The organism is Citrobacter youngae (genome assembly GCF_003818115.1).
GTDB classification, from domain to species: Bacteria; Pseudomonadota; Gammaproteobacteria; order Enterobacterales; family Enterobacteriaceae; genus Citrobacter; species Citrobacter youngae.
In genome coordinates this window covers 160,139-183,484 of record NZ_RPOI01000008.1, presented here as the reverse complement: position 1 = coordinate 183,484, position 23,346 = coordinate 160,139, and the positions used below count along the sequence as shown (strand labels likewise).

27 protein-coding genes and 2 pseudogenes are annotated in these 23,346 nt (G+C 49.4%); 10 read left to right on the top strand and 19 right to left on the bottom strand.

The annotated features are described in order from the left end of the window. Positions 1–47: 47 nt before the first annotated feature. Positions 48–998, top strand: coding sequence for a universal stress protein UspE (uspE, locus tag EHN13_RS07820; RefSeq protein ID WP_005126626.1), 951 nt, complete (start codon positions 48–50; stop codon positions 996–998). A 48-nt stretch (positions 999–1,046) separates the two neighbouring features. On the opposite strand, the gene EHN13_RS07815 is transcribed toward uspE, so the two are convergent. Further along, positions 1,047–1,307 carry a DUF2534 family protein gene (locus tag EHN13_RS07815; RefSeq protein ID WP_048211538.1) on the bottom strand — a complete coding sequence of 87 codons (261 nt, stop codon included), beginning with the start codon at positions 1,305–1,307 and terminating at the stop codon, positions 1,047–1,049. A 245-nt stretch (positions 1,308–1,552) separates the two neighbouring features. Between EHN13_RS07815 and EHN13_RS07810 the strand changes: the two genes are divergently transcribed. Continuing rightward, positions 1,553–2,584, top strand: coding sequence for a mechanosensitive ion channel family protein (locus tag EHN13_RS07810; RefSeq protein WP_121584701.1), 1,032 nt, complete (start codon positions 1,553–1,555; stop codon positions 2,582–2,584). 22 nt (positions 2,585–2,606) lie between these two features. Here EHN13_RS07810 and EHN13_RS24300 read toward each other — a convergent pair. From EHN13_RS24300 to EHN13_RS07790, 4 genes and pseudogenes are all read right to left on the bottom strand, one after another. Continuing rightward, positions 2,607–2,890, bottom strand: a pseudogene (locus EHN13_RS24300) (NAD(P)-dependent oxidoreductase); the annotation flags it as partial. A gap of 109 nt (positions 2,891–2,999) precedes the next feature. Further along, the gene (locus EHN13_RS07800; RefSeq protein WP_124021169.1) at positions 3,000–3,407 is read right to left on the bottom strand and encodes a cupin domain-containing protein; all 408 of its coding nucleotides are present in this window, start codon (positions 3,405–3,407) and stop codon (positions 3,000–3,002) included. A 36-nt stretch (positions 3,408–3,443) separates the two neighbouring features. Then, the gene (locus tag EHN13_RS07795) at positions 3,444–4,070 is read right to left on the bottom strand and encodes a carboxymuconolactone decarboxylase family protein (protein ID WP_124021168.1); all 627 of its coding nucleotides are present in this window, start codon (positions 4,068–4,070) and stop codon (positions 3,444–3,446) included. A 375-nt stretch (positions 4,071–4,445) separates the two neighbouring features. Next, complete coding sequence (locus EHN13_RS07790; protein WP_048211533.1) at positions 4,446–4,829, bottom strand: VOC family protein; 384 nt, start codon at positions 4,827–4,829, stop codon at positions 4,446–4,448. Between the two features lie 118 nt (positions 4,830–4,947). Here EHN13_RS07790 and EHN13_RS07785 point away from each other — a divergent pair, with 118 nt between their 5' ends. Continuing rightward, positions 4,948–5,718, top strand: a complete 771-nt coding sequence (locus EHN13_RS07785) for a DeoR/GlpR family DNA-binding transcription regulator (RefSeq protein ID WP_061067987.1) — start codon at positions 4,948–4,950, stop codon at positions 5,716–5,718. A gap of 28 nt (positions 5,719–5,746) precedes the next feature. Here the strand turns inward: EHN13_RS07785 and EHN13_RS07780 are convergent, their stop codons facing one another. Beyond that, on the bottom strand, positions 5,747–6,016 hold the full coding sequence (locus EHN13_RS07780) for a Rho-binding antiterminator (RefSeq protein ID WP_040231149.1): 270 nt from the start codon (positions 6,014–6,016) through the stop codon (positions 5,747–5,749). Positions 6,017–6,084: 68 nt separating this feature from the next. Continuing rightward, on the bottom strand, positions 6,085–6,315 hold the full coding sequence (locus EHN13_RS07775) for a glutaredoxin domain-containing protein (protein ID WP_048211530.1): 231 nt from the start codon (positions 6,313–6,315) through the stop codon (positions 6,085–6,087). Positions 6,316–6,430: 115 nt separating this feature from the next. On the opposite strand from EHN13_RS07775, the gene EHN13_RS07770 reads away from it, so the two are divergent. Beyond that, positions 6,431–6,994 carry a MarR family winged helix-turn-helix transcriptional regulator gene (locus EHN13_RS07770; RefSeq protein ID WP_048211529.1) on the top strand — a complete coding sequence of 188 codons (564 nt, stop codon included), beginning with the start codon at positions 6,431–6,433 and terminating at the stop codon, positions 6,992–6,994. A 130-nt stretch (positions 6,995–7,124) separates the two neighbouring features. Here EHN13_RS07770 and EHN13_RS07765 read toward each other — a convergent pair whose 3' ends face one another. Continuing rightward, positions 7,125–7,706: a YrbL family protein gene (locus EHN13_RS07765; RefSeq protein WP_048211528.1), complete on the bottom strand. Its 582-nt coding sequence runs from the start codon at positions 7,704–7,706 to the stop codon at positions 7,125–7,127. Positions 7,707–7,991: 285 nt separating this feature from the next. Here EHN13_RS07765 and EHN13_RS24295 point away from each other — a divergent pair. After that, positions 7,992–8,103, top strand: a pseudogene (locus EHN13_RS24295) (SOS response-associated peptidase); the annotation flags it as partial. A 574-nt stretch (positions 8,104–8,677) separates the two neighbouring features. On the opposite strand, the gene EHN13_RS07750 reads toward EHN13_RS24295, so the two are convergent. Next, positions 8,678–8,911, bottom strand: coding sequence for a hypothetical protein (locus EHN13_RS07750; protein ID WP_048211527.1), 234 nt, complete (start codon positions 8,909–8,911; stop codon positions 8,678–8,680). 953 nt (positions 8,912–9,864) lie between these two features. Next, complete coding sequence (mppA, locus tag EHN13_RS07745; protein WP_061067990.1) at positions 9,865–11,478, bottom strand: murein tripeptide ABC transporter substrate-binding protein MppA; 1,614 nt, start codon at positions 11,476–11,478, stop codon at positions 9,865–9,867. Between the two features lie 184 nt (positions 11,479–11,662). Between mppA and mpaA the strand changes: the two genes are divergently transcribed. Next, the gene (mpaA, locus tag EHN13_RS07740) at positions 11,663–12,370 is read left to right on the top strand and encodes a murein tripeptide amidase MpaA (protein ID WP_048211525.1); all 708 of its coding nucleotides are present in this window, start codon (positions 11,663–11,665) and stop codon (positions 12,368–12,370) included. On the opposite strand, the gene ycjG is transcribed toward mpaA, so the two are convergent. Further along, positions 12,345–13,331 (bottom strand): L-Ala-D/L-Glu epimerase, encoded by a 987-nt coding sequence (gene ycjG, locus EHN13_RS07735; RefSeq protein WP_048211524.1) that lies wholly within the window; start codon positions 13,329–13,331, stop codon positions 12,345–12,347. The genes mpaA and ycjG overlap by 26 nt on opposite strands. A 115-nt stretch (positions 13,332–13,446) precedes the next feature. On the opposite strand from ycjG, the gene tpx reads away from it, so the two are divergent. Continuing rightward, a complete protein-coding gene (tpx, locus tag EHN13_RS07730) occupies positions 13,447–13,953 on the top strand; it encodes a thiol peroxidase (protein ID WP_124021167.1) in 507 nt (168 codons plus the stop codon). Positions 13,954–14,005: 52 nt separating this feature from the next. Here the strand turns inward: tpx and tyrR are convergent, their stop codons facing one another. The 8 genes from tyrR to pspA form a co-directional block, all read right to left on the bottom strand. After that, complete coding sequence (tyrR, locus tag EHN13_RS07725) at positions 14,006–15,550, bottom strand: transcriptional regulator TyrR (RefSeq protein ID WP_061067993.1); 1,545 nt, start codon at positions 15,548–15,550, stop codon at positions 14,006–14,008. A gap of 146 nt (positions 15,551–15,696) precedes the next feature. Beyond that, complete coding sequence (locus EHN13_RS07720) at positions 15,697–16,758, bottom strand: YcjF family protein (protein WP_124021166.1); 1,062 nt, start codon at positions 16,756–16,758, stop codon at positions 15,697–15,699. After that, positions 16,755–18,152 (bottom strand): YcjX family GTP-binding protein, encoded by a 1,398-nt coding sequence (locus EHN13_RS07715; RefSeq protein WP_048212579.1) that lies wholly within the window; start codon positions 18,150–18,152, stop codon positions 16,755–16,757. The genes EHN13_RS07720 and EHN13_RS07715 overlap by 4 nt, the downstream gene beginning before the upstream one ends. 142 nt (positions 18,153–18,294) lie before the next feature. Next, positions 18,295–18,612, bottom strand: coding sequence for a thiosulfate sulfurtransferase PspE (pspE, locus tag EHN13_RS07710; protein ID WP_048211521.1), 318 nt, complete (start codon positions 18,610–18,612; stop codon positions 18,295–18,297). A 76-nt stretch (positions 18,613–18,688) separates the two neighbouring features. After that, complete coding sequence (pspD, locus tag EHN13_RS07705) at positions 18,689–18,910, bottom strand: phage shock protein PspD (RefSeq protein ID WP_040230893.1); 222 nt, start codon at positions 18,908–18,910, stop codon at positions 18,689–18,691. An 8-nt stretch (positions 18,911–18,918) separates the two neighbouring features. Next, positions 18,919–19,278 carry an envelope stress response membrane protein PspC gene (gene pspC / locus EHN13_RS07700; protein WP_048211520.1) on the bottom strand — a complete coding sequence of 120 codons (360 nt, stop codon included), beginning with the start codon at positions 19,276–19,278 and terminating at the stop codon, positions 18,919–18,921. After that, on the bottom strand, positions 19,278–19,502 hold the full coding sequence (pspB, locus tag EHN13_RS07695) for an envelope stress response membrane protein PspB (protein WP_048211519.1): 225 nt from the start codon (positions 19,500–19,502) through the stop codon (positions 19,278–19,280). The genes pspC and pspB overlap by 1 nt, the downstream gene beginning before the upstream one ends. 54 nt (positions 19,503–19,556) lie before the next feature. Next, positions 19,557–20,225 (bottom strand): phage shock protein PspA, encoded by a 669-nt coding sequence (gene pspA, locus EHN13_RS07690; protein ID WP_003020532.1) that lies wholly within the window; start codon positions 20,223–20,225, stop codon positions 19,557–19,559. 155 nt (positions 20,226–20,380) lie between these two features. On the opposite strand from pspA, the gene pspF reads away from it, so the two are divergent. The 3 genes from pspF to EHN13_RS07675 all read left to right on the top strand — a co-directional run bounded on the left by pspF (position 20,381) and on the right by EHN13_RS07675 (position 23,106). Next, the gene (gene pspF, locus EHN13_RS07685) at positions 20,381–21,370 is read left to right on the top strand and encodes a phage shock protein operon transcriptional activator (protein ID WP_167469985.1); all 990 of its coding nucleotides are present in this window, start codon (positions 20,381–20,383) and stop codon (positions 21,368–21,370) included. 214 nt (positions 21,371–21,584) lie between these two features. Beyond that, a complete protein-coding gene (locus EHN13_RS07680) occupies positions 21,585–22,448 on the top strand; it encodes an arginase family protein (protein ID WP_101742273.1) in 864 nt (287 codons plus the stop codon). 85 nt (positions 22,449–22,533) lie between these two features. Further along, the gene (locus EHN13_RS07675; protein ID WP_048211515.1) at positions 22,534–23,106 is read left to right on the top strand and encodes a TetR/AcrR family transcriptional regulator; all 573 of its coding nucleotides are present in this window, start codon (positions 22,534–22,536) and stop codon (positions 23,104–23,106) included. Positions 23,107–23,346 lie beyond the last annotated feature (240 nt).

The window sequence follows — 23,346 nt, the reverse complement described above, 5'->3', positions numbered from 1 at the left end:
TACTCTTTTAAATACAAACTGCGGTGACAGTTGTAAGGAGACCCTGTATGGCTATGTATCAAAACATGCTGGTAGTCATCGATCCAAACCAGGACGATCAACCAGCATTACGGCGAGCTGTTTATTTGCATCAACGGATTGGTGGCAAAATTAAAGCCTTTTTGCCGATCTATGACTTTTCCTACGAGATGACCACCCTGCTGTCGCCGGACGAGCGTACGGCAATGCGTCAGGGGGTCATCAGCCAGCGAACTGCATGGATACGTGAACAAGCGAAATACTATATCGAAGCAGGGATCCCGCTTGATATTAAAGTGGTCTGGCACAACCGTCCCTTTGAAGCCATCATCCAGGAAGTGATCAGCGCTAAGCATGACCTGGTGCTCAAAATGGCACACCAACACGATCGCCTTGAAGCCGTAATTTTCACACCAACTGACTGGCATTTGTTGCGTAAATGTCCAAGCCCGGTATGGATGGTCAAAGATCAGCCGTGGCCGGAAGGTGGTAAAGCGCTGGTAGCGGTGAACCTCGCCAGTGAAGAGGCATATCACAATGCACTCAACGAAAAACTGGTCAAAGAAACGTTGCAGCTCGCAGAACAGGTTAACCATACCGAAGTACACCTGGTGGGCGCCTATCCTGTAACGCCTATCAACATTGCGATTGAGCTACCTGAATTTGATCCCAGCGTGTACAACGACGCCATCCGTGGACAACATCTGCTGGCCATGAAGGCATTACGCCAGAAATTCAGTATTGATGAAAAAGTTACACACGTTGAAAAAGGATTGCCTGAAGAGGTCATCCCGGATTTAGCTGAGCATTTACAGGCGGGTATCGTGGTACTCGGCACCGTTGGGCGCACCGGCATATCAGCTGCGTTTTTGGGGAATACCGCAGAACAGGTTATCGACCATCTGCGTTGCGACCTGCTGGTTATCAAACCGGATCAGTACCAGACCCCGGTTGAACTGGACGACGAAGAAGACGATTAACCCTGTAGCAAAATGCCGGATGGCGATGTCATCCGGCATGACATGTTCTTAGTGCTTCTCCTCGCCTCCGAGGAAATAGATACCGAGCGGAATAGCCAGCAAAATAGTAAAAACCATACTGTAGACGCAAATCATTGCGGATTGAATGGCATACATCGAAGCTGTCCAGTCGGAGAGCGGAATGTCATACTGTTCAATGACGCCACCAATCGTCGCGCGCGTCACAACCGATGCCGCAATAATAAATACCCCAAGCAGACATAACAGAAACTTCCGTCCCTTCGCTGTCTTCAGCTTAGCCATGATCATAATATCGTCCTTATGCAGATGAATACCGTGTTACTTTGCAGCAACAATACCATGACATCAACTCACTGTCTGCTACATACGCCACACTCAAACTTGACATGCGTACTATTCGCCTGAAAATAACGCTGATTGTATTATTTCGCTCTCCTTTTGATGAATGATCTGACAGCCTGAACTAGGTAAAATATCCGCTGATGAAGGATGTCAGATGATATTTAGCTAACACGGAGTGACCTGGGAGAATCATGATCGCTGAACTGTTTATAAATAATGCGTTTAATTTAACGGTAATTCTCAGCAGCTGTGCAGCGTTAGTCCTGATGAGCGTGTGGTTTCATCGTAGTGAAAAACACTGCAAAGGATTCATATTCCACGCAGCACAGTTTTTTGTTTATGCCATTATCATTGGTACGTTTGGCACTATTGCGAATAACGTCATCGATAGTTATAAGCTGAAATTTATCTCCCCAAGCGTGGTCGACTTTATCTGTACCTCGTTGATTGCGTTGATCCTGACGATAAAACTCTTTCTGGTCATCAACCAGTTTGAAAAAACGCAGATTAGTAAGGGCAGAGATATCACCAGTGCGAGGATCATGTCACGCATCATTAAGATTACGATCGTCGTCGCCATCATCTTGCTGTACGGTGAGCATTTCGGCATGAGCCTGTCAGGGCTGTTAACGTTCGGCGGCATCGGCGGTATCGCTGTCGGTATGGCAGGTAAAGATATCCTGAGCAATTTTTTCTCTGGCATTATGCTCTACTTCGACAGGCCGTTTAGCATCGGTGACTGGATCCGCTCTCCGGACCGAAATATCGAAGGTACGGTAACGGAAATCGGCTGGAGAATGACCAAAATAAACACCTTCGACCACCGTCCGTTATACGTGCCGAACTCAATTTTCTCTTCCATCAGTGTAGAAAACCCGGGGCGGATGAGTAATCGACGAATCAAAACGGTGATCGGGTTACGTTATGAAGATGCTGATAAAATTGGCGCAGTTGTCGAGTCGGTCAGAAAAATGTTGCAAAATCATCCCGGAATAGATCAAAAACAAACCCTGCTGGTCTATTTTAATGAATTTGCCGATTCATCGCTGAATATCATGGTGTATTGCTTCACGAAAACCACCGTGTGGCAGGAGTGGCTTGCTGTACAACAAGATGTGTACTTGAGAATTATTACAATAGTTCAGGAAAACGGTGCTGACTTTGCGTTCCCCAGTCAGACGTTGTATATGGATAACGCCGAGGCACAACCTTCTGCCCACTAACCAAAATCAAGACGCGGATACCCGCGTCTTTCATCTGTTCGCTGTCTGCTGAAAGCACAACATCACTGCCCCCGGGCGTCTGGCATCAGCTTCTTTGCCTGGCGACCGCGTGAATAACGTAACATCAGCCCCCAATGCTTTAGCAATCTTGATCGCCATTTGTCCCAGGCCACCCAACCCAACAACAGCGACTTTACTCCCCTGCCCAACCTGCCAGTGACGCAACGGCGACCATGTGGTGATACCGGCACACAACAACGGTGCAGCACCACGTAAGTCGATTCCTTCCGGCACCTTCACGACGAACAAAAATGTGCGGGACCAGATCTTCTTTCACCGCCAGCGCGGCATAACCCTTCACGTTCATGGCTATTTCGATCTCCTCAGAGATAAAGTGCACCTCAACCAGCATAGCTCAGGGCAACAGGTTGTACTCGGCGTCAGCGACCGGCTCCAGCCATTCATTCGATGCGCCTGCTACCGGGATTTCTACCGCAATATGGGCAAACCAGCTATCACGTGCAGCTCCGTGCCAGTGTTTCATTCCCGCCGGAATATGAACCACATCACCCGTTTTCAGTTCTCGCGCAGGTTGATTCCACGCCTGGTACCAGCCTCTGCCGCCAGTCACCAGCAGAATTTGACCGCCCTGATGATGAATGTGCCAAAAATTACGGCAGCCAGGTTCAAATGCAACGTTACCAATCACCACTCCTTCCATTGAAAGCATGGTCAGATAGCTGGTCCCGGTGAAGTACTTCGCATAGGCTTCATTTTTCTCTCCCCGGAGAAAGACGCTGTTGCCATCAAATTGTTCGTTCATCATGACTCCTGCTGGGGTATTAGCTAACGGAATTCCTTAAATACATTCATCAAGAACTGCACGGGCATTTTCCGCAATCTCAGCACCACAGTGCTGCTTAAGTAGCGCAGTAAACGCGATAAGTTGCTCAGGGCGGAACCCAACATTCAGGCTGATCGCGAAGTGACTTTTCAGTTGGCTGTTCACGCCGCCCAGTACGGCTAACGCAGAGACGGTTGCCAGATCACGAGTCGGCCAGTCCAGTACATCGCGCTGAAAAATATCGCCAAACAGATGTGCTTTAAGCCAGGTATCAATGGCAGGGGCAAAATCAAACAGCGGACCGCTAACCGGCTGTCCAACCAGTTGGGTTTGCGTTTGGCTCCCCGCCAGCAGGCTGTTCCAGTCAACAGGTTGCGGCGTAGTGGATTTCCCTTCTGGATCCACAATCCCTTTTTCTTTGCGGACTTTCACTACCGACATCAGGCACGACAGGCCATTCAGGCTACGGGGAAAACCACAGTACGCGTAAAGCTGCTGTAAAACCTCTTTCACTTCATTCAGCGTTAGTCCTGCATCTAACCCTGCATTAAGCGCTGCCTCCAGCTTATCTGGCTGTCCTGTGGCAGTGAATGCTGCAATGGGGACAACTGCCAGTTGTCTGGCATTCAAATGATTTGACATGTTCGATTCTCCGGGGAGGCGACAGCCTCTGCCGCCGAATGCTGAAAACGCAAAAATTATAGAGGCTCAGCGTATCGACGATTAGAGGGTCAAATAAGGACAAACCTATGAAGACAAGTCATGAATAGCGCTATCCACAATGTGGCAGTACAGCGCTGTCCGTCACATCCACTTGCGGTGCATCCAATTTCACGGGCCAGCGACTCATATGCTGGATAAACTCGACACATGAAAGATATTTTTTACGGCAGCCGAAACGCTGAAGTTCAGAGAGGCTGCCGCAACACTCGGTCTGGCCACCCAACAAATAACCCGAGGTATTACTGAACTACAGATCCTGCGCGGGCAATTTTGTCATCCGGCCTGATCTACGTATTACGCTACAATCTCGATTAAATTACCGTCGGGGTCCTGAATGACGGCCTCGTAATACCCGTCACCGGTGGTTCGTGGTCCGGAGACCAGGATGCCCTGTTCTTTTGCGCGTATAGCCAGAGCATCAACATGCCCCGCGCCACCAACAGAGAGAGCCAGATGCACCCATCCTGAAGTGTTATTGTCAGGTACAGGGTGGGTCAGTCCCGGTTTGGTCATTAACTCAATCGCAATGTCCTCACCAATGTTGACGAAATAAGATTCAAACCCGGGATTGGTTTTGCTGCAGTATTTTTCGTTTATCACACCATCAAAAAACGACACCCAGAACCGGGCTTGTCGTTCAAGATCCCGGGTCCATAAAGCCATGTGTGCAATTTTCATCGCGATCCTCTTATCGTTTACTCTGAACGGTACGCCCCCGTTAAGGGATATTGACATCCTGCATTATAATGCAGGATTATGCACGTTATTGCTCGATGTTTATTTTTATGGAGTTCTCATGCTCGATTACGCTGCATTCCCGGATCAACGCCAGGCGCTTATCTATCAGATCCTGCAGGAAAACGGCAGAGTGATCTGTACTGAACTGGCCGTCCGTTTGGGGGTGTCAGAACATACGATCCGCCGCGATTTACATGAGTTGTGTAAAGAAGGTGTTTGCAAGAAAGTCTATGGCGGGGCTGTCATTTCACTACCAGAGTCAGCTGACATCACAGTACGCAAGAATATTAATACCGCGAAAAAGAGCAGCATCGCGCAAAGATGTGCCCGGCTAGTGAAATCCGGAAGCTGTATTTTTATCGACACAGGAACAACCAACCTGGCAATGGCTGAAGCCCTTCCCGCTGAGCTGGCATTAACCGTCGTGACAAATTCACCTGATATTGCCGCCGTACTGCTGAAAAAACCGCTATTCGAGGTCATCATGTTAGGTGGGCCAGTGCAGCGATCGTCCGGTGGGTGCGTAGGTCCGACAGCCATTGCCCAGGTACAGGATATTTTATTTGATCAAGGTTTTATTGGTGGTTGTGCGATGGCACCGGAGTCCGGATTAACCGGGTTTGATTACGCCGATTGTGAGTTTAAAAAAGCGGTAATTAAGCAGTGTAACGAAACTATCGTCGCACTGACGGCGGATAAGATCCCTGCCGTCGCACGTTATGTTGTCACCGCCAGCAGTAACATTGATGTCATTGTCGTGGAGGAAAACATCAGCAAGCAGTACGGCACCGCTTTTCAGGCGCATGACATCCGCATTTACACCGTATAACGGTGGCGCAGACTTTTTACGTGTAAATTCAACGGAATATCACGGTGCTAAAAGTGGCGCCAGCCGTCAATGGGGTAATGGCTGACAGATAGTCCAGGCGAATTCTATGATGGTGTTCATGGCACTCCACAAGCAAGAATTCCTCTTTGTCTGCTGTGGTGCATGTCGTCACGGCCCTGGCATCAAAGTGTTCCCCGGTAGTCAGTTCAATGCGCAGCAAATAGTGATAAAGACAGGCAATCTCCAGATAGTCATGCAGATCGCAATCGACAGGATGGTACTTTTCTGCCGCACACATAAATCCCCCCTTCCCTATGTCCACGCCGGTTCGGGAAATAGCTCACGCGACTTCCCGAACATGCGACGCTATTTCAGCGCTTCGATAGGTGCGCCAAAGTTGATATGCAGCACATTACCGTCGATTACCAGAGCGGGAACAGACTTCACTCCGATTCGCTCCGCCTCTGCAACGTGATCGGGTTGTTCTCCCAAATGAATAACCTCGATTTCCACATCCGGGGACAGATACTGTAGCAGTGTTTCTTCTGCGGAAACGCAAACCGGGCAACCAGCATGATAAAAACGGGCTTTGGTCATGATACCTCTCCTTTAAATTATAGTATCGAATCGATACTATAATTTATGCTACGCCAGTTTTATGCTTTGTCAATATAGTTTTTAGTCGATACTATATGCCGAGGAGGATTTTGTTATGCATGATATGTCGCTTTTTGACGTACTGGACCGACTGTCTGGTCTGACGCGGATGTGGTTTCGCCAGCATCCTTTACTGGCGGATCTTCAGCCAGTACAGCTCAGTGCGTTGATGTATCTCGCACGCTGTAACCGCTACTCCAATACGCCTCTCGCCGTGACGGACTACCTCGGTCTCACCAAAGGAACGGTGTCACAATCGCTAAAGTTGTTGGAATCAAAAGGACTGGTGGTACGCACGCAGGATGCCAGGGATAAGCGTAGCGTTCATCTGCAGCTCACCGAGTCGGCCAAAAATTTGCTGGATGCCCTGCTTCCCCCCTCATTTTTGATGACGGGCGAATCTGCGATGGGTGAACGCGCGGGTTTACTCAAGGAGCTACTCTTCGAACTTCTGCGGGGCATTCAGCGCACCAGTAATGTGCCGGGATTTGGTCTGTGCCAGAGCTGTCGGTTCCACCAAAAAGTAAATGGTCAGGGATTTTGTAATTTAACGAAAGAACCGTTGAGCGAGGATGATTCGATGTTAATTTGTCGGGAGCATCAGCCCCCGGACGTATGATCTTCTCTGTTATAGTGTCTTCATGTGGCCGGGTTGCCGCTTTCCAGGATAACCACTCGCTACAGACATTTGACACGGCGATATTACGGTAGCCGCGTTCCCACGCCATATCGTCAACAATTTCTGCGGATTACGTATGTTGCAGGTGGTTCAGATCCCGTAGCATCCGCTTGAGACATTTGACTTTATTTTTATCGCGTATTGCCGCTGAAAACTTACTGAGCTGAAAAAACGTTTTGTCACCAAAACCATCAATGACTTTGAAACAATATTCCTGACGCGTGGCATCCCAGGCGTAGACGATGTTTTTACAATGCAGGGAGTTAATAATGACACCGGTACTGACAAACCACGCTAAAAAAACATTCAACTTCTGCAATTTGCTGGCATCAAGTTCTTTGTTCAGGGCAAGCTGATAAAGCGTTTGCGCGATGTGACCATGCTCATCACATTCCTTAACCGTGAGTTGCCCTATTCCTTTATTTGTTTCAACAAGTCCTTCAATTTTTTGCATATAAAATGCGTCGGTTTGGTGACTCAACTTACATTCTTTGATGTCCCGAAAGACCTCACGTAGCTTGCTTTTATATTTCGCAATGCCTGGAATCACGATTTTGACCAGCAGTTTACTATCCTGTGGATGCTGGAAGACGTAGCGATCGTTACCTCGTGCCAGTAAGTCTTCATCTTTCAATATAAGTATTTGTTTCATAATATTTTTTATTTTTACCCTACGTGAAATGGAGTTGCCTCAACGAAGAGTTGTCTCAGCCAAAAAATATTGTGTATCTATCTATTTCAATGGTTGTTAAACAAATAGCGTATTCATCCAATAAATAACTTTTGTAGTGACGTACTGAAGCAAAGTAACGGTGGATGTGCAGCAGGTTGAACGCCAGGAGATACTGTTGGAGAAATCCACGCCAGCTTTGTTTTTTTGATGTTGTTAACGAAGGTAAACAGCGGAAGGTATTCAACTAAGCTTCATTCACCGTGACCTATGGTGTTACCACCAGAGGCCGCTCGCGAATGGATGAGGCCGGATGTTGGAGGGGAAAGAAGCCGAGGACATTGCAGACGATGGTTTCGTGCCAGTTACAAAATTGATATGACAGGGCGTAACACGTACAGGCAAGAATGTAAAAATTAGGGAGCCAAACTACGTTGCGTCAGATAACCAGATTAAACACTGCAAGGGAAAATCACTATGGATATCTTTCATACTAACTCCCAACAAATTGATTAAAAATCCACAGCAATACAATAATCATTATTTTCACATCAACCCAAAACCATTAACAATTCAGAGAAACGGTATCTGCCGATACTTCAACACTGTTCAAGAAATATAGATGACTCACTATGATGTTTATGCTCACCCTGTAGGTAATTTTTATACATCGTTGCAACATCAACACCGTAGATAACCGCTACCTGCGTTCTCTCCGCTGTGCGCCAGAAAACGACACCCGGACAATTAAAATTGAAACTCCTGCACGCCACAAATTTATCGTTCAGATGCCGGGAATCGTTTGTACAGAGTTGGTATTTCGACGTCAATAATGAGAATAACCCTGTAGCGAGTCACATTCATCGCTAACAATCTTCCGGTCGGTCCCCACTGTTCACAGGCCAGATTTGGCCGTAACCCCTCGTGCAGTACGAGGTTAAGGTACCAATGATTCAGGCGGAAACACTCTGCCGGCGCAGATGCCTGATCCCCAAAAGCATTGGTCCCAGAAGCGCAAAAGAGAAAACCAGAATAATCAGCTCAGGAAGCCAGAATGTAGAAATAATTATTAATACTATAATTTCCCAGTTGTGCAATTTTCCCGGTTTTTCGTACGTCATCAAGACATAAAATGTTGCAAAAAGACACAAAGCAAAAAGTGCGTAACAAATAGTAATCAAAAACATTCATAATCCTTTGTTTATAAGCTAGTAACTGCACTTACAAGTCAGAGCATGTCAACCCTGCGAAATATACAGCTTTTCCCTGCTGTTTAGTAGTCCCTTGAAACACCAGGAAATAGATGCCCGCGCAGAGAAGAGACAGGTTTAAGTATGTGTCTGGCACGGATACTAACGTTACGATAACTGGGCTCTGGTCAGGTTACTATGCCGATTACATAAGGCTTCTCTGGAGAAAATCCCGATGATTCAACAGGTAATGGCGTCATTGTAGGTAGTAGGAATTTCTTGCAAAGTACCAATAAAGTTAATTCTAAGCCACATGCAATCCATATTGGTTTTTACACTGCAAATAACCATAGTCACAATCTGATAACCTGGCCAGATACCATCAGTAGCTTAATCAGACTAAAATCTGACCACATACATAAACACATGACATAATATTAATAAACATTAATTCATTGAGATTATGGCAATCATCGTCCATATCAGGGCCATGCCCCCCGGCAGTTTCGAATACCTTGCTCGCCAGTTAACGGTCCTTAAGTACTGTCGCCAGGGTTGCACGGCTGTTTTTTCTTCAAATATAACATCAGATTATGCAGGTTAATATAGCTGACCGTTCTTTGTTGGGTTCCGACAATATTTTTCTCATCCACAATGCACAAGCTTATTGCCCCGTTTCTTTCAGTCCCATTTCATATTTTGCACCACCACTCTAATTATTAAACCTTATTTCGACAAGCACCGACAGTGTTCTTTATTGAAGAATACCATTTCATTAAGTTTAAATGATGGTATAAATCGAAATCTGCAGTATGAATAATTCATTAGATATATTTTTATCATTATTTTTAATGAGGTTGATACTGATTGTCTGGAGATACTGGCGCTGAAGTCAGCGCCAGTTCTGGTTTTGACGTGGTTAACGAAGGTTAACAGGAGGACGTACGCAATTAGTGCTTAACAATATACATAGTGCGACTGTATGCCACATCCTCTGGGTTGGTAATCGGATACCCTTTCAGCCACGGTTTAATTAAACGTCCGTTGGTGTACTGATAAATCGGCGCAATAGGTGCCTGTTCCATCAGAATTTTCTCCGCAGCGTTATAATCAGCATTCCGCGCTTTCTCTGTATTTTCCAGAGTAGCCTGGGTCAACACTTTATCGTATGCCGGATTATTAAAGCGGGAGATATTGCCCGTATGGGTCGATGTTAATAATGACAGGAACGTAGAAGGCTCATTGTAGTCGCCCACCCAGGAGGCACGGATAACATCAAAGTTGCCGGTATTACGACTATCAATATAGGTTTTCCACTCCTGGTTCTGTAGCCTCACATCCACGCCAAGATTTTTCTTCCACATGGAAGCCACAGCAATAGCAATCTTCTGATGGTTTTCAGAGGTGTTGTACAGCAGTGTGAGTTTAAGCGGTTTCTGCGGACCATAGCCCGCGGCACGCAGCAGCGTTTTCGCCTGGGCATTAAGCTCTTCCTGACTCATTTGTTCAAACGGAGAAGGTTCCGGGATAAATCCTGCCGTCACATCCGGCGTAAAGTGCCAGGCGGGTTTTTCGCCAGTTCCTAATACTTTCTCCGCCATCAGACGACGATCGATAGTCATACTGAGCGCCAGACGCACGCGTGAATCGGCAGTCGGCCCTTTTTGCGTGTTAAATGCATAGTAATAAGTACCAAGCTGCGGCGGCGTATACACCTGGCCCGGAATATCCTTCAATAGCTTCTGATACATATTTTTCGGGAAGGACTCAGTAATATCAATATCGCCAGCAAGATAGCGTTTGGTCGCAGCAGACTCCTGGTTAATCGGCAGGAAAGTCACTTTTTGCAGCACCGTTTTGGCGTTGTCCCAATAATGTGTATTCGGCACAACTTCCAGTTTCTCGTTAACCACACGGTCTTTCAGCACATAGGCACCGTTACCGATAAGGTTGCCTGGCTTCGTCCACTCTTTACCGCTTTCGACATTGGTTTTTTGGACAGGATAAAACGCAAAGCTCGCTGTCAGGTTGGCAAACCAGGGTAGCGGTTTGTCCAACTGCACTTTGAAGGTATGCGCATCCACCGCGCTGACACCTAACTTATCGGGCGCGGCTTTGCCATCGATGATCGCCTGGGCATTGTTGATCCCTGCTAGCGCGGCAAACCAGGCAAACGGCGATAGTGTTTTCGGGTCAACCAGACGCTGCCAACTGTAGACAAAATCCTGTGCCGTTACCGGCGTGCCATCGGCCCATTGCGCATTATTGCGCAACGTAAACGTCCAGATACGGTTATCATTACTCTTCCACTGTGTGGCGACACCGGGAATAATCTCACCCTTTTCATTCTGGTTGACCAGCCCTTCGAATAAATCGCGAATAACCTGAATTTCTGGAAGCCCAACGGCTTTTGCCGGATCGAGTGACGCTGGCTCATCTTTTATATGACGCACCAGTTCTTGCTTTTCTGCCAGTACCGTCCCGCTGGGAACATCAGCAGCCCAGGATAATGAAATGCTGCTAACCAACAGCGCACAACAGGTTACTGAAACAGAATGCTGCATAAGATACCCTCAATTCCGGCTACTAAGTGAATGTGTAATTATTTGTATCGCCAGCAGGAAATGCAATTAACTTCCGACAGGAAAGTGATATTACACCTGAAAAGATAAGTGTGTGAAAACGATTTGATTATCCATACATTTTGCACAACACTGCGAGTAACTATCCCAGCATTCAGAGATGACTATGACCGTTACCCGCCCCCGTGCCGAGCGCGGCGCATTTCCGCCAGGAACCGAACATTACGGACGTTCACTATTGGGCGCGCCGCTAATCTGGTTCCCGGCACCGGCAGCCGATCGTGAAAGCGGCCTGATACTGGCGGGAACGCACGGCGACGAAAACTCCTCGGTCGTTACACTTTCCTGCGCATTGCGTACGCTTAACCCTTCCCTGCGTCGCCATCATGTGGTGCTGGCGGTAAACCCTGACGGTTGCCAGTTGGGTCTGCGTGCAAATGCAAACGGCGTGGATCTTAACCGTAACTTTCCGGCGGCAAACTGGAAATCCGGTGAAACGGTATATCGCTGGAACAGCAGCGCAGAAGAGCGTGATGTGGTGTTATTGACTGGCGATCATCCGGGATCTGAGCCTGAGACCCAGGCACTATGCCAACTTATTCACCACATTCATCCTGCATGGGTAGTTTCTTTCCACGATCCGCTTGCCTGTATTGAAGATCCCAGACACAGCGAATTAGGCGCGTGGCTGGCGCAGTCGTTCGAATTGCCGCTGGTAACCAGCGTCGGTTATGAAACGCCGGGCTCTTTTGGTAGCTGGTGCGCCGATCTAAACCTACATTGCATTACTGCAGAATTTCCGCCCATTTCATCGGATGAAGCGAGCGAAAAATACCTGCTGGCAATGTCTAATCTTTTGCGCTGGCATCCTTGAGATGAAGCTGTCCGGTTGTAAAATGCAAGGCAGGCTCCACGTCTCTGGCCAGCCATGTTGGGCCATCCAGATCGGCAAAGCTGACCTGTGACGTAAGCGGCAATGCAGCGCCGATCGCCCTTGATGTACACAACATACAGCCCAGCATGAGTGCAAATCCCTGCTCGCGGGCTTCGGTCGCCAGCGCCAGCGCCTCCGTCAGTCCGCCTGTCTTATCCAGTTTGATATTGACCATTTCATAGCGTCCATGCAGCGCTTTCAGACTGCTGCGGGTATGGCAGCTTTCATCTGCACAGACAGGCAGCGGATGCACGAAATTCTCCAGCGCGGCATCATCATTAGCCGGCAGAGGCTGCTCCAGCATCGCAACGCCTAAATCCGCCATTAACTGGCAGCGTGCGGCCAGCCCTTCAGCACGCCAGGATTCATTAGCATCAACAATGATTGTCGCCTCAGGCACAGCCGCCCGGATCGCAACCATCCTTTCGCTGATTAAGTGTGCATCCAGTTTGACTTTCAGCAATCTGGCACCGTTATCCCATAGCGCAGTCGCGCTCGCCGCCATCTGCTCCGGCGTGCCGATCACGACGGTTTGCGCGGTCGTTACTGTTGCATCCAGTTCAGTACCAACGTAGTCGGCCAGAGACTGTTGTTGCTGACGCGCATTGAGATCCCAAAGCGCACAGTCAACGGCATTACGCGCCGCCCCCGCGGGCAGCAATGCCTGCAGCGCTTCACGCGTCACACCGTGTTCCAGTTGCGGCACAACACTCATGATTTGAGCCAGTACCGACGCATCGCTTTCGCCATAGCGAGGATAAGGCGTACATTCTCCAACGCCCTTTACACCATTCTCTTCCAGTTCAACCACCACCACATGCGCTTCGGTCCTGCTCCCGCGGGCAATCACAAAGGGAGTGTGTAACGGCCAGGCTTCCTCATACACCTTAACTGATCTCATTTGTTTTCCTTAATGCAGTCCCTGAAGCGGATATCCGCAAATAGCGTTTGCCGTGTTAACTGCTGATGGCATAAACTAGCCTTGACGTTAACTATATGTAAACAGGAAGATAACCATGTCACAAACCGTTCATTTCCAGGGCAACCCGGTTGCAGTTGCCGGCTCTATTCCTCAGGCTGGAAGCAAAGCTCAGGCTTTTACCCTTGTGGCTAAAGACCTGTCTGACGTTACGCTGGGCCAGTTCGCAGGCAAGCGCAAAGTGCTGAATATTTTCCCAAGCATCGATACCGGCGTGTGCGCGGCATCAGTACGTAAGTTTAACCAACTGGCGACAGAAATCGACAACACCGTCGTACTGTGCATTTCAGCCGATCTGCCATTCGCCCATTCTCGTTTTTGCGGCGCGGAAGGTCTGAGCAACGTTATCACGCTGTCCACCCTGCGTAACGCTGAATTCCTGAAAAACTACGGCGTTGAAATTGCCGAAGGTCCGCTGAAAGGTCTGGCTGCTCGTGCCGTTGTCGTTATCGACAAAAATGACAACATCGTGTTCAGCCAACTGGTCAATGAAATTACCAACGAGCCTGACTATGATGCAGCGTTGGCCGTGCTGAAAGCCTAAGTTGCCCTGAATACAAAAATGCCTCCGGATGGAGGCATTTTTATTTGCATCATTACTCTTCGTTTTTTTTCTGCTGACTCAGACCATACTCGCGTAACTTATTGGCGATCGCGGTATGTGAAACCCCCAGGCGTTTAGCCAGTTTACGCGTGCTGGGATAATTCATATAAAGCTGCGTCAACACGGAACGTTCAAAGCGGCTGGTGATCTCATCCAGCGACCCTTCCATCACTTCTTCTCCGACGGCAACTGTCGCAGCATCATAATCCGGCAATAAGATATCCTGCGGACGCAGTTCATAGCCCTCAAGCTGAGTTAACGCCCGATAGATAGCATTTTTAAGCTGACGCACATTGCCCGGCCAGCCGTAGCGGGTGAGCACCGTGCTGAGATCGGCAGACAACTTCGGACGCGGTACACCCTGCTCATCGGCAAAACGCGCTACAAACAGCTCTGTGAGTGGCATAATATCTTGTGGGCAATCGCGTAGCGGCGGCAGATTAAGCGTCAGGACATTCAGACGATAATAGAGATCTTCGCGGAAAAGACCTTTCTGCACCAGTTCCACCAGGTTCTTTTGCGTCGCGCAGATTACACGAACATCAACATGAACTTCATGATCTTCACCCACGCGACGGAACGTCCCGTCATTGAGGAAGCGCAGCAATTTCGTCTGCATGCGCGGCGACATTTCGCCAATCTCATCCAACAACACTGAACCGCCATTCGCCTGCTCGAAGAACCCTTTTTTACCTTCCGGGGCGTGACCAAACAGTTCGCTTTCTACCGCATCTTCAGGAATAGACGCGCAGTTCAGCGCCAGATAAGGTTTTGACGCACGTGGGCTCGCCAGATGGCAGGCATGCGCAAAGAGATCTTTGCCCGTACCGGTATTCCCGGTGATCAGCAGCGGCGCACTCAGCGTCGCCAACTTGCGCGCCTGTTCAACAACGTGTTTCATTTTGGCGCTTACGGCAATAATCTGGCTGAATGCGCTCAGATCCTGGGTGGTCATGTTTTGCAATTGACGGCCCATGCGGAGGGTAGAACGCAACATGACAACGGCACCGGTCAGCATTTGCTCCTGATTTTCGCCCTGCAAATGGACCGGCGTAATTTCCATCAGGAAGTTCTGTCCGTTAATCACCACATGTTCACTATGGGAATCCTGCGGATTACTTTCCAGCCAGCGCTGGAAGTTAAACCCATTAATGAGCTGTGCCGCCGTGTGGTTGCGCATCCGCTCCTGGGGATGGGCAAAAAGCTGGCAACTTGCCGGGTTTGCCATCTCCACTTTGCTTTTCATATCCAGAGAAAGAACGGGTTCAGGCAATGCTTCAAGCAACGCGCTAAGCGCCAGATGTTCGCGTTCGGAAGGCATCCAGGGCACGGTACGGACGTCCGTTACCCCTGCGATGCGGCGGATTTCAGCCATCAGGCTGCTGAAGTTAGTGAACTCCAGCTCCGCAAAATTAAGGTAAATTCGCCCGATGGGGTCAATCTCGATACCGCGTAAATCAATGCTTCTCAGCACCAGTAAATCGAGCAATTCGCGGGTCAGACCAAGACGGTCTTCACAAAAGACTTCCAAACGCATAGGAACCTTCACCTGGACAAGGGATTATGTATTAAATGATAAGCCAGTATTGGGTTAGCAGGAAGGACTCTGTCAACAAATATTGACAGCACGCTGGAAAATTGGGCGCCGGGGCGTAAAGTTATACGATCGGCACCCGTATTTACTCAACTTTCACGCGGGGATTTGTTCTTTTGTAAGGTCTCTTTCACCTGACCGATCAACTGACGGCGGAAATCCCCCAGTCGCGGTTTATCATCATCAATCCACGGTAATGGACGGCACAGCTCCATCGCTTTAATCCCCAGACGCGCGGTTAACAAGCCCGCGCCAATACCCTGCGCGGCACGCGTGGATAACCGGGCCGCTAAATCCTGCGACATCCAGTCCATCCCCACTTCCCGCACCAACTCGCTGGCCCCGGCAAAAGCGATATTTAACAGTACCAGACGAAACAGGCGCAGGCGGCTGTAATAGCCGAGTTCGATGCCATACAGCGTAGCTATACGGTTAATCAACCGCAGATTTCGCCAGGCAATAAACGCCATATCCACCAACGCTAACGGGCTGACGGCAATCATCAGCGTGGATTCCGCCGCAGAACGACTGATCTCACGTCGTGCTTGCGCATCCAGCACTGGCTGCACCAGGTGGGCATACAGGCTCACAACTTCCCTATCATTCTGCGTTTCATGGATAGAGGCATACCAGCGTTGTAGCGCAGGATGAGACTGATCGATACCCGCCTGCTGCGCCAGCTTTTCACAAAATGCGCGGCCTTTTCCGGTTCCGTGACTGTGTAACAGATCACGCGCTTCATCACGCTCGTGTGCGCGTTGACGCAAACGCCACAGCCGACGCCACTCGGTTGCCACCGACCCAACGCCTGCGCCAATAATCAGCGCACCCGCAGCACAGCCCCCCAGCGCGACCCAGTCCTGAGTCTGCCAGGCGTTCATGGTCCACTGCACACCCTGAGCGACAACGCTTACGCCAAACAGTGCCAACCCGCCCATCACCATCTTGCGCCACAGACTGCGTTTAGGGCGAAGGGCCGCATCAATAACGGCTTCTGCCTGACCTTCGTCTTCCAGTGGTTCATCCACTGTCGCCGGAGAAAAAGTCTGCGCCTCCGTATCGTTGAACATTTGCTGTGCTTTAAATGCCGTGTTTGGTTCCACTTCCAGTGGACCTGAGAAATCGATACGCGGTTTTAACGGCTCGCTCATCGCAATTTATCTCCTATTAAAAACTCCAGCGCGGCATCCAGGCGAATATGCGGTAAGGGTTTATCTACATCCATGACCTGCGGGCGAAAGGCTTCAAACTGGAAACCCTGGCGATCCCAAAAAGCCTGGCCCGGTAAACGCGCTGGGACTTCTCCCGGATAGACGGTCAACGGCTCGCCGTCGCTCAGGCGATTGCCGCGCAACGCGGGGATCTTCTCGCCCTTCACATCAATCAGGCCGCTGGTGGTTGCCTGCACCGATGCCAGTCCCAGACAGTCCATACTGATGCCTTCAAACGCAGCATTTTGCCAGGCGTCCTGAATCAATTGCTGCAACAACGACACCATATTGGCATGTTGATCGACCGTAACGTGGTCGGCCTTGGTGGCAGCGAACAGCAACTTATCGATTACCGGCGAGAACAACCGGCGGAACAACGTGCGCTGACCATAATGAAAACTTTGCATCAGTTGTGTCAGCGCCAGTCGCATATCGTTAAACGCCTGTGGTCCGCTGTTAAGCGGTTGCAGGCAATCGACCAGCACAATTTGGCGATCAAAGCGCAGGAAGTGATTCTTGTAGAACCCTTTCACGACCTTTTCGCAGTAGTAATTAAACCTGTCGCGTAACATACCTGCGTTGGTATGTTTATCCGCCTGTGCCAGTTTTGACTCACCAAAAGCATCAACATCCGGCCACGGGAAAAATTGCAGCGCAGGTGCGCCAGCCATGTCCCCCGGCAGCACAAAGCGCCCGGGCTGAATGAAATGCAATCCCTGCTGTTTGCACTGATGCAGATAATCTGTCCACGCCGCGGCGATTTCCGCCAGACGGTTTTCGTCAGCAGGCGCCAGCGGGTCAAGCCCCTCGCATAGCTGCCGCCATCTGGCCGACCATTCACCTCGCTGGCCCTGCAATAATCCGGTCATTTGCCGTGACCAGCCAAGGTAATCCTGGGCCAGCATCGGTAAATCGAGCAGCCACTCCCCCGGATAATCGACGATCTCCAGGTACAACGTGGACGTATCTTTAAAGTGACGCAGCAAAGAATCGTTGGATTTGTAGCGCAACGCCAGGCGAATTTCACTGACGCCACGCGTTGGCGTCGGCCAGGTTGGCGGAGAGCCATAAAGCTGCGCCAGTCCCTCATCATAGGTAAAGCGCGGAATACCAAAATCGCGCTGAGGAACCCGCTTTACGCCAAGCAGACGCTCTTCACGCACACAACTGAGCAACGGCAGGCGTGCACCGGCATGAATATTGAGTAACTGGTTTACCATTGCGGTAATAAACGCTGTTTTACCGCTGCGGCTAAGTCCGGTGACAGCCAGGCGCAGATGCCGATCTACGCCGCGATTAACCAGCGAGTTGAGTTCATTTTTAAGTCGCTTCATCGCCATCCCGTTATGCTGAAGGAACCGAAGAAATTATAACAAACAGGGAGCAAACATAAGGTTTAATACTGAGTTATCAACTCCCTGAAAGAAATCAGGCGACATCATTCATGTCGCCTTTAGCCAAAAGAAAGCATGCGGATTATTTATTCTCTACTTTAGGAAGATGAATCCCGCTAATACCGCCTTCGTTGGTTACCTGTGTATAGCCCATCCCGGTCAGCATATCTTTTGCCATCCCGGATTGACGACCTGAGTTGCAATACAACTTCACGGTGTCGGTCTTATCAGGGACTTCTGCCGCAATTCGTGCCTGCAAATCCTTTAAAGGGATGTTGATGGCCCCCTGAAGGTGTTCCTGCTGATATTGTTCAGGAACACGAACATCAATCCAGTGCTCGGCCGCAAATACCGGCATCCCGATGACCAGCGCTAGTGCGAATACTCCTTTTTTCAACATAGTATCGTTCCGTTAAATGATGGAAAGTCACCTAACACTATATACTTGATCTTAAGGAAATATTGCGAGCATGCTATCACTGGCCGTAGCGTTGGGAAATTTTCCTGGCAACCTTGCTCAATAATGGCTCCAGTACCAACACCAGCAACATTTTTAACGGACGGCGGGCCACTGATTTCACCGCCCACCCCGCAACACCTGCGGGGCCGTAGCGAAGCGCAGTCAAAAGTACCAGCTTGCCTGCTATTTTAAAGCCCGGCTTAACCCTTTGCCCGGCACGTTGCCAGCGATTATTCATTTCAATCCTCACAATTGACGGAAACGACTGCGCAGTGTGAAGGTGTCCGATGTCACATAACGCTCCATTTCACGCAAACGCTTTTCACTCGCGGCCAGTTCACGATCGACGGAATCTAGCAGTTCCCCGCTTGATGGCTGTTGGTCGCCGGATACGACGTTGTCCGGCATTGGGTCCAGCACAAACGTCAACACGATATAGGCAACTACGGTGAAAAAGGCCAGACCAAAAAAGACTGACAGTACCACCAGGATCCTTACCAGCTTCACGGGGACATCAAGATAGTGCGCAATACCAGCACAGACCCCTTTAACCATGCCCTGCTGCGGGATACGCCACAGCTTTTTGTTCAGGTTAACGCCCCCCATTAGCGGTCCCTCCAGTTTGGATGTTCGGCATCAAGGATATCTTCCAGCGCCTGAATACGTTCACGCATACGCTGTGCATCATTGTTGAGCTCTACCAGACGTTGCTGATCGCTTTGCGACAGTTCACCACGGCTGGAACGATTGCTGTAATGCAACCAGAGCCAGATCGGCAAAACGAACAGCACAAAGATAGTTAACGGAATGGCCAGAAATAGCGCGCTCATGAGTACTCCTTACAGGTGATGAGCGGCGGCGCGTTCGGGCACCGCCAGATGTTATTATTGCTTGTCTTGCTGCATTTTGGCTTTAAGCTGCGCCAGCTGCTCGCTGATTTCATCATCTGCTTTCAGGTCAGCAAATTGCTGATCCAGAGATTTTTGCTTACCGAAGTTATGGCTTTCGGCTTCCGCTTCCATCTGATCAATACGGCGCTCAAAAGATTCGAAGCGGGCCATTGCTTCATCCAGTTTGCCGCTATCCAACTGACGACGGACATCACGAGAAGAACTCGCCGCCTGATGACGCAACATCAATGCCTGCTGACGAGCCCGGGTTTCACTGAGTTTATTTTCCAGCTCACCAATCTCTTTTTTCATCCGCGCCAGCGTATCGTCAACCAGCGTCACTTCATGCTCCAGAGAGGCAATTAAATCGGTCAGTTTCTGCTTTTCAATTAATGCAGAACGCGCCAGATCTTCTTTCTCTTTACGCAGCGCCAGCTCAGCTTTTTCTTGCCACTCCGCCTGCTGCGCACTGGCCTGTTCAATCCGGCGGGACAGCTGTTTTTTTTCTGCCAGTGCACGCGCTGAGTTAGATCGAACCTCAACCAGCGTGTCTTCCATTTCCTGAATCATCAACCGCACCAGTTTCTGCGGATCTTCGGCCTTTTCCAGCAACGCATTAATATTGGCGTTCACGATGTCGGCAAAACGAGAAAAAATACCCATAATGTAATCCTCACTTACTGTTCTGATATCGGGCAATGCCCTGCTGCTTCCATAATGCACTTGTCGTGCCAACTTTTTATATTATTGATTTTAAAGATAATATCTAATTTTACCTGACGAGATAATTAGGGTAAATTGGTGAATAACACTAACAAATGGTGAATTTCATCATGGCAGGATACAAAGATACTCTTCTGGGGGAAGCAAACAGCTTCATTGAAGTGCTGGAACAAGTCTCCCATCTGGCCCCCCTGGAAAAACCCGTGCTGGTTATCGGTGAGCGTGGCACAGGAAAAGAGTTAATCGCCAACCGTCTGCACTACCTTTCCACTCGTTGGCAAGGACCGTTTATTTCTCTTAATTGTGCGGCGCTGAACGAAAATTTACTCGATTCCGAACTCTTCGGCCATGAAGCTGGCGCTTTTACCGGAGCGCAAAAACGCCATCCTGGCCGCTTCGAGCGCGCCGACGGTGGCACACTTTTTCTTGATGAACTGGCAACCGCACCGATGTTGGTACAGGAGAAATTGCTGCGCGTTATTGAGTATGGAGAGCTCGAGCGCGTAGGCGGTAGCCAGCCGCTGCAGGTTAACGTGCGCCTGGTCTGTGCCACCAATGCCGACTTACCGAGAATGGTCAGAGAAGGTACTTTCCGCGCAGACCTGTTGGATAGACTGGCCTTTGATGTCGTGCAACTTCCACCTTTACGGGAGCGTAAAAGCGACATCATGTTGATGGCCGAACATTTTGCGATTCAAATGTGCCGCGAGATTGGATTACCGCTGTTTCCCGGTTTTAGCACACAAGCCAGAGAAACACTTCTCCACTATCGCTGGCCGGGCAATATCCGCGAATTGAAAAACGTTGTTGAACGCTCAGTATACCGACATGGTACCAGCGATTATCCGCTGGACGAGGTAGTGATAGATCCGTTTAAGCGCCACACTACAGACGTTCAGCAGCAGGAAACCCCCTCTACAGCGGCAACGTTACCGCTGGATCTGCGCGCATTCCAGCAACAGCAAGAAAAGACGTTTCTGCAAACCAGCCTACAACAGGCAAAATTTAACCAGAAAAAGGCCGCCGAACTGCTTGGGCTGACGTACCATCAGCTCCGCGCGTTGCTTAAAAAACACCAGATTTAGCGATGCATTACCGACCGTTAAGCGCCTTCATGTGCAAAATCCTCCACAAAGCACATTGAAATAGTACCGTTTAACGGTTCCCACATATCATCATTCTTGCATAAGTTTCATACTGACTCCATAATGAATGAGCGTTCATTCACATAATCATTACAAGGCGACCAACACGGATACGCCTTGAGGATCCTCTTTAGAAACTGACAGCAGGTAAATTATGGCTAAAAAAACGCTTCGACTTTCCTTCCCCCAGTGGCAGGGAGGCAACAATCCCCCCTATCATCTCGGATCACTTCTGTTGTCCTTTCTCTCGCCTGAAGCGAAAGGCCCCGTCGAGGATGTTCCGGTTGCTTTACCTGAAAGCGAGCCGCTGAGTGTAATAGATGGTATTACTGGTAAACCACAGATTCTTAAACAGTTGAACGATGCGGTGACGCGTATTGAAAAACACGATCCCGACGCGATTGTCGTATTGGGCGGTGACTGCCTGGTTTCTTTGGTGCCCTTCGCGCATCTGCTGAATAAGTACGGTGATAAGCTGGGCGTGCTTTGGATCGACTCTCACCCCGACGTGCAGACGGCTGAACAGTATCCAAATGCGCATGCCCATGTACTTGGCGCACTGATTGGCACGGGCGATAAAGATTTAGTGGACCACGTCACACACAAGGTTTCGCCGTCAAAAATTATGATTGCCGGCATTCACAATCCACTGATATACGAAAGCGACTATCTGGCCCATCACCGGATTGCGACGGCTGGCCCTGATGATGTCAAAAACGGTGCCAACGAGGTCATGGAATGGATTGCCCGCGAACACATTGAATATCTGGCGATTCATATTGATCTGGATGTTCTGGACCCGTCACTTTTCCGTTCTGTTTTGTTCGCCAAACCAGGCCGAGGGGAACATGATTTTGGCGATGTGGCCGAGGGTAAGCTGACTATTGAAGAGGTGCTTAAACTGGTTAATCTTGCCACTGCAAACGCCGAGGCCGTCGGGCTTACCATTGCTGAACATCTGCCGTGGGATATGGTGAACCTGAAGAACATGCTCAGTGCATTACCTCTCATGAAGTAACGCAAGATATCAATAAATCTCATCGCTGGTTCCAGGCCTCAAAGCACGGTAAAGTTTCGCCATAGATTCAAAGATAAAGGTCGATATGCTAAAGAATACTGAAACCTACCATAAGCTTATTACCGCTGCCGCAGCCTGTTTTGCTGAGAAAGGATTCAATGCAACCAGCGTGCGCGAAATTTCCACGCGTGCAGGTATCAGCCAGGGAGCCATGTACACTTACTTCAAAAGTAAGGATGAGCTTATTCGGGCAATCGTTCTGGAAGAGCAAAACACTGCGCTGGCTGCCCATAATGAGCCCTGTAGCGGATCGTTTTTTGATCGTCTTTGCAAGCAGGTCGTTTCTTGCATAAGCGATGTCGGTTACCCTGTCACGCACAACCTTTGGATAGAGATCATGGCCGAATCGGCACGCAATCCGGAACTCAGGGAAGCGTTTATCGCCAGTGATAACATCATGCGACAAAGCATTGCGGGAATAATTGCGCAAGGTATCGCCGCAGGAGAGTTTCGTCAGGATATTAACCCACAAGCGATAACCATTATTCTGTTTGCATTTATTGACGGACTGATTGCCCGTAAGGCTATTAACCCTGCGTTCTCATTGGAAACAGATGTACCAGCGTTCCCTGATTTAATGTCAAAGTTGCTTAAATAAAATACTTCCCGAGCCTGCTTTCTGATCTTTCCCCTGCCCACTTCGCGCCAGAAGTGGGCATTGCGGGCGTCAACACAATCAATACATAAAGTATCAATTTATACAACTGTCGGTGAATTGCAGCTGAACTCCCGACCACGAGTAAAAGCAAAAAATCATTTCTGCGCACTCATCATTCCTGCCCGACATCACAGCCATAAATCCTAACGTTATACAAGCATTTCAGCGGGTATGCCGATC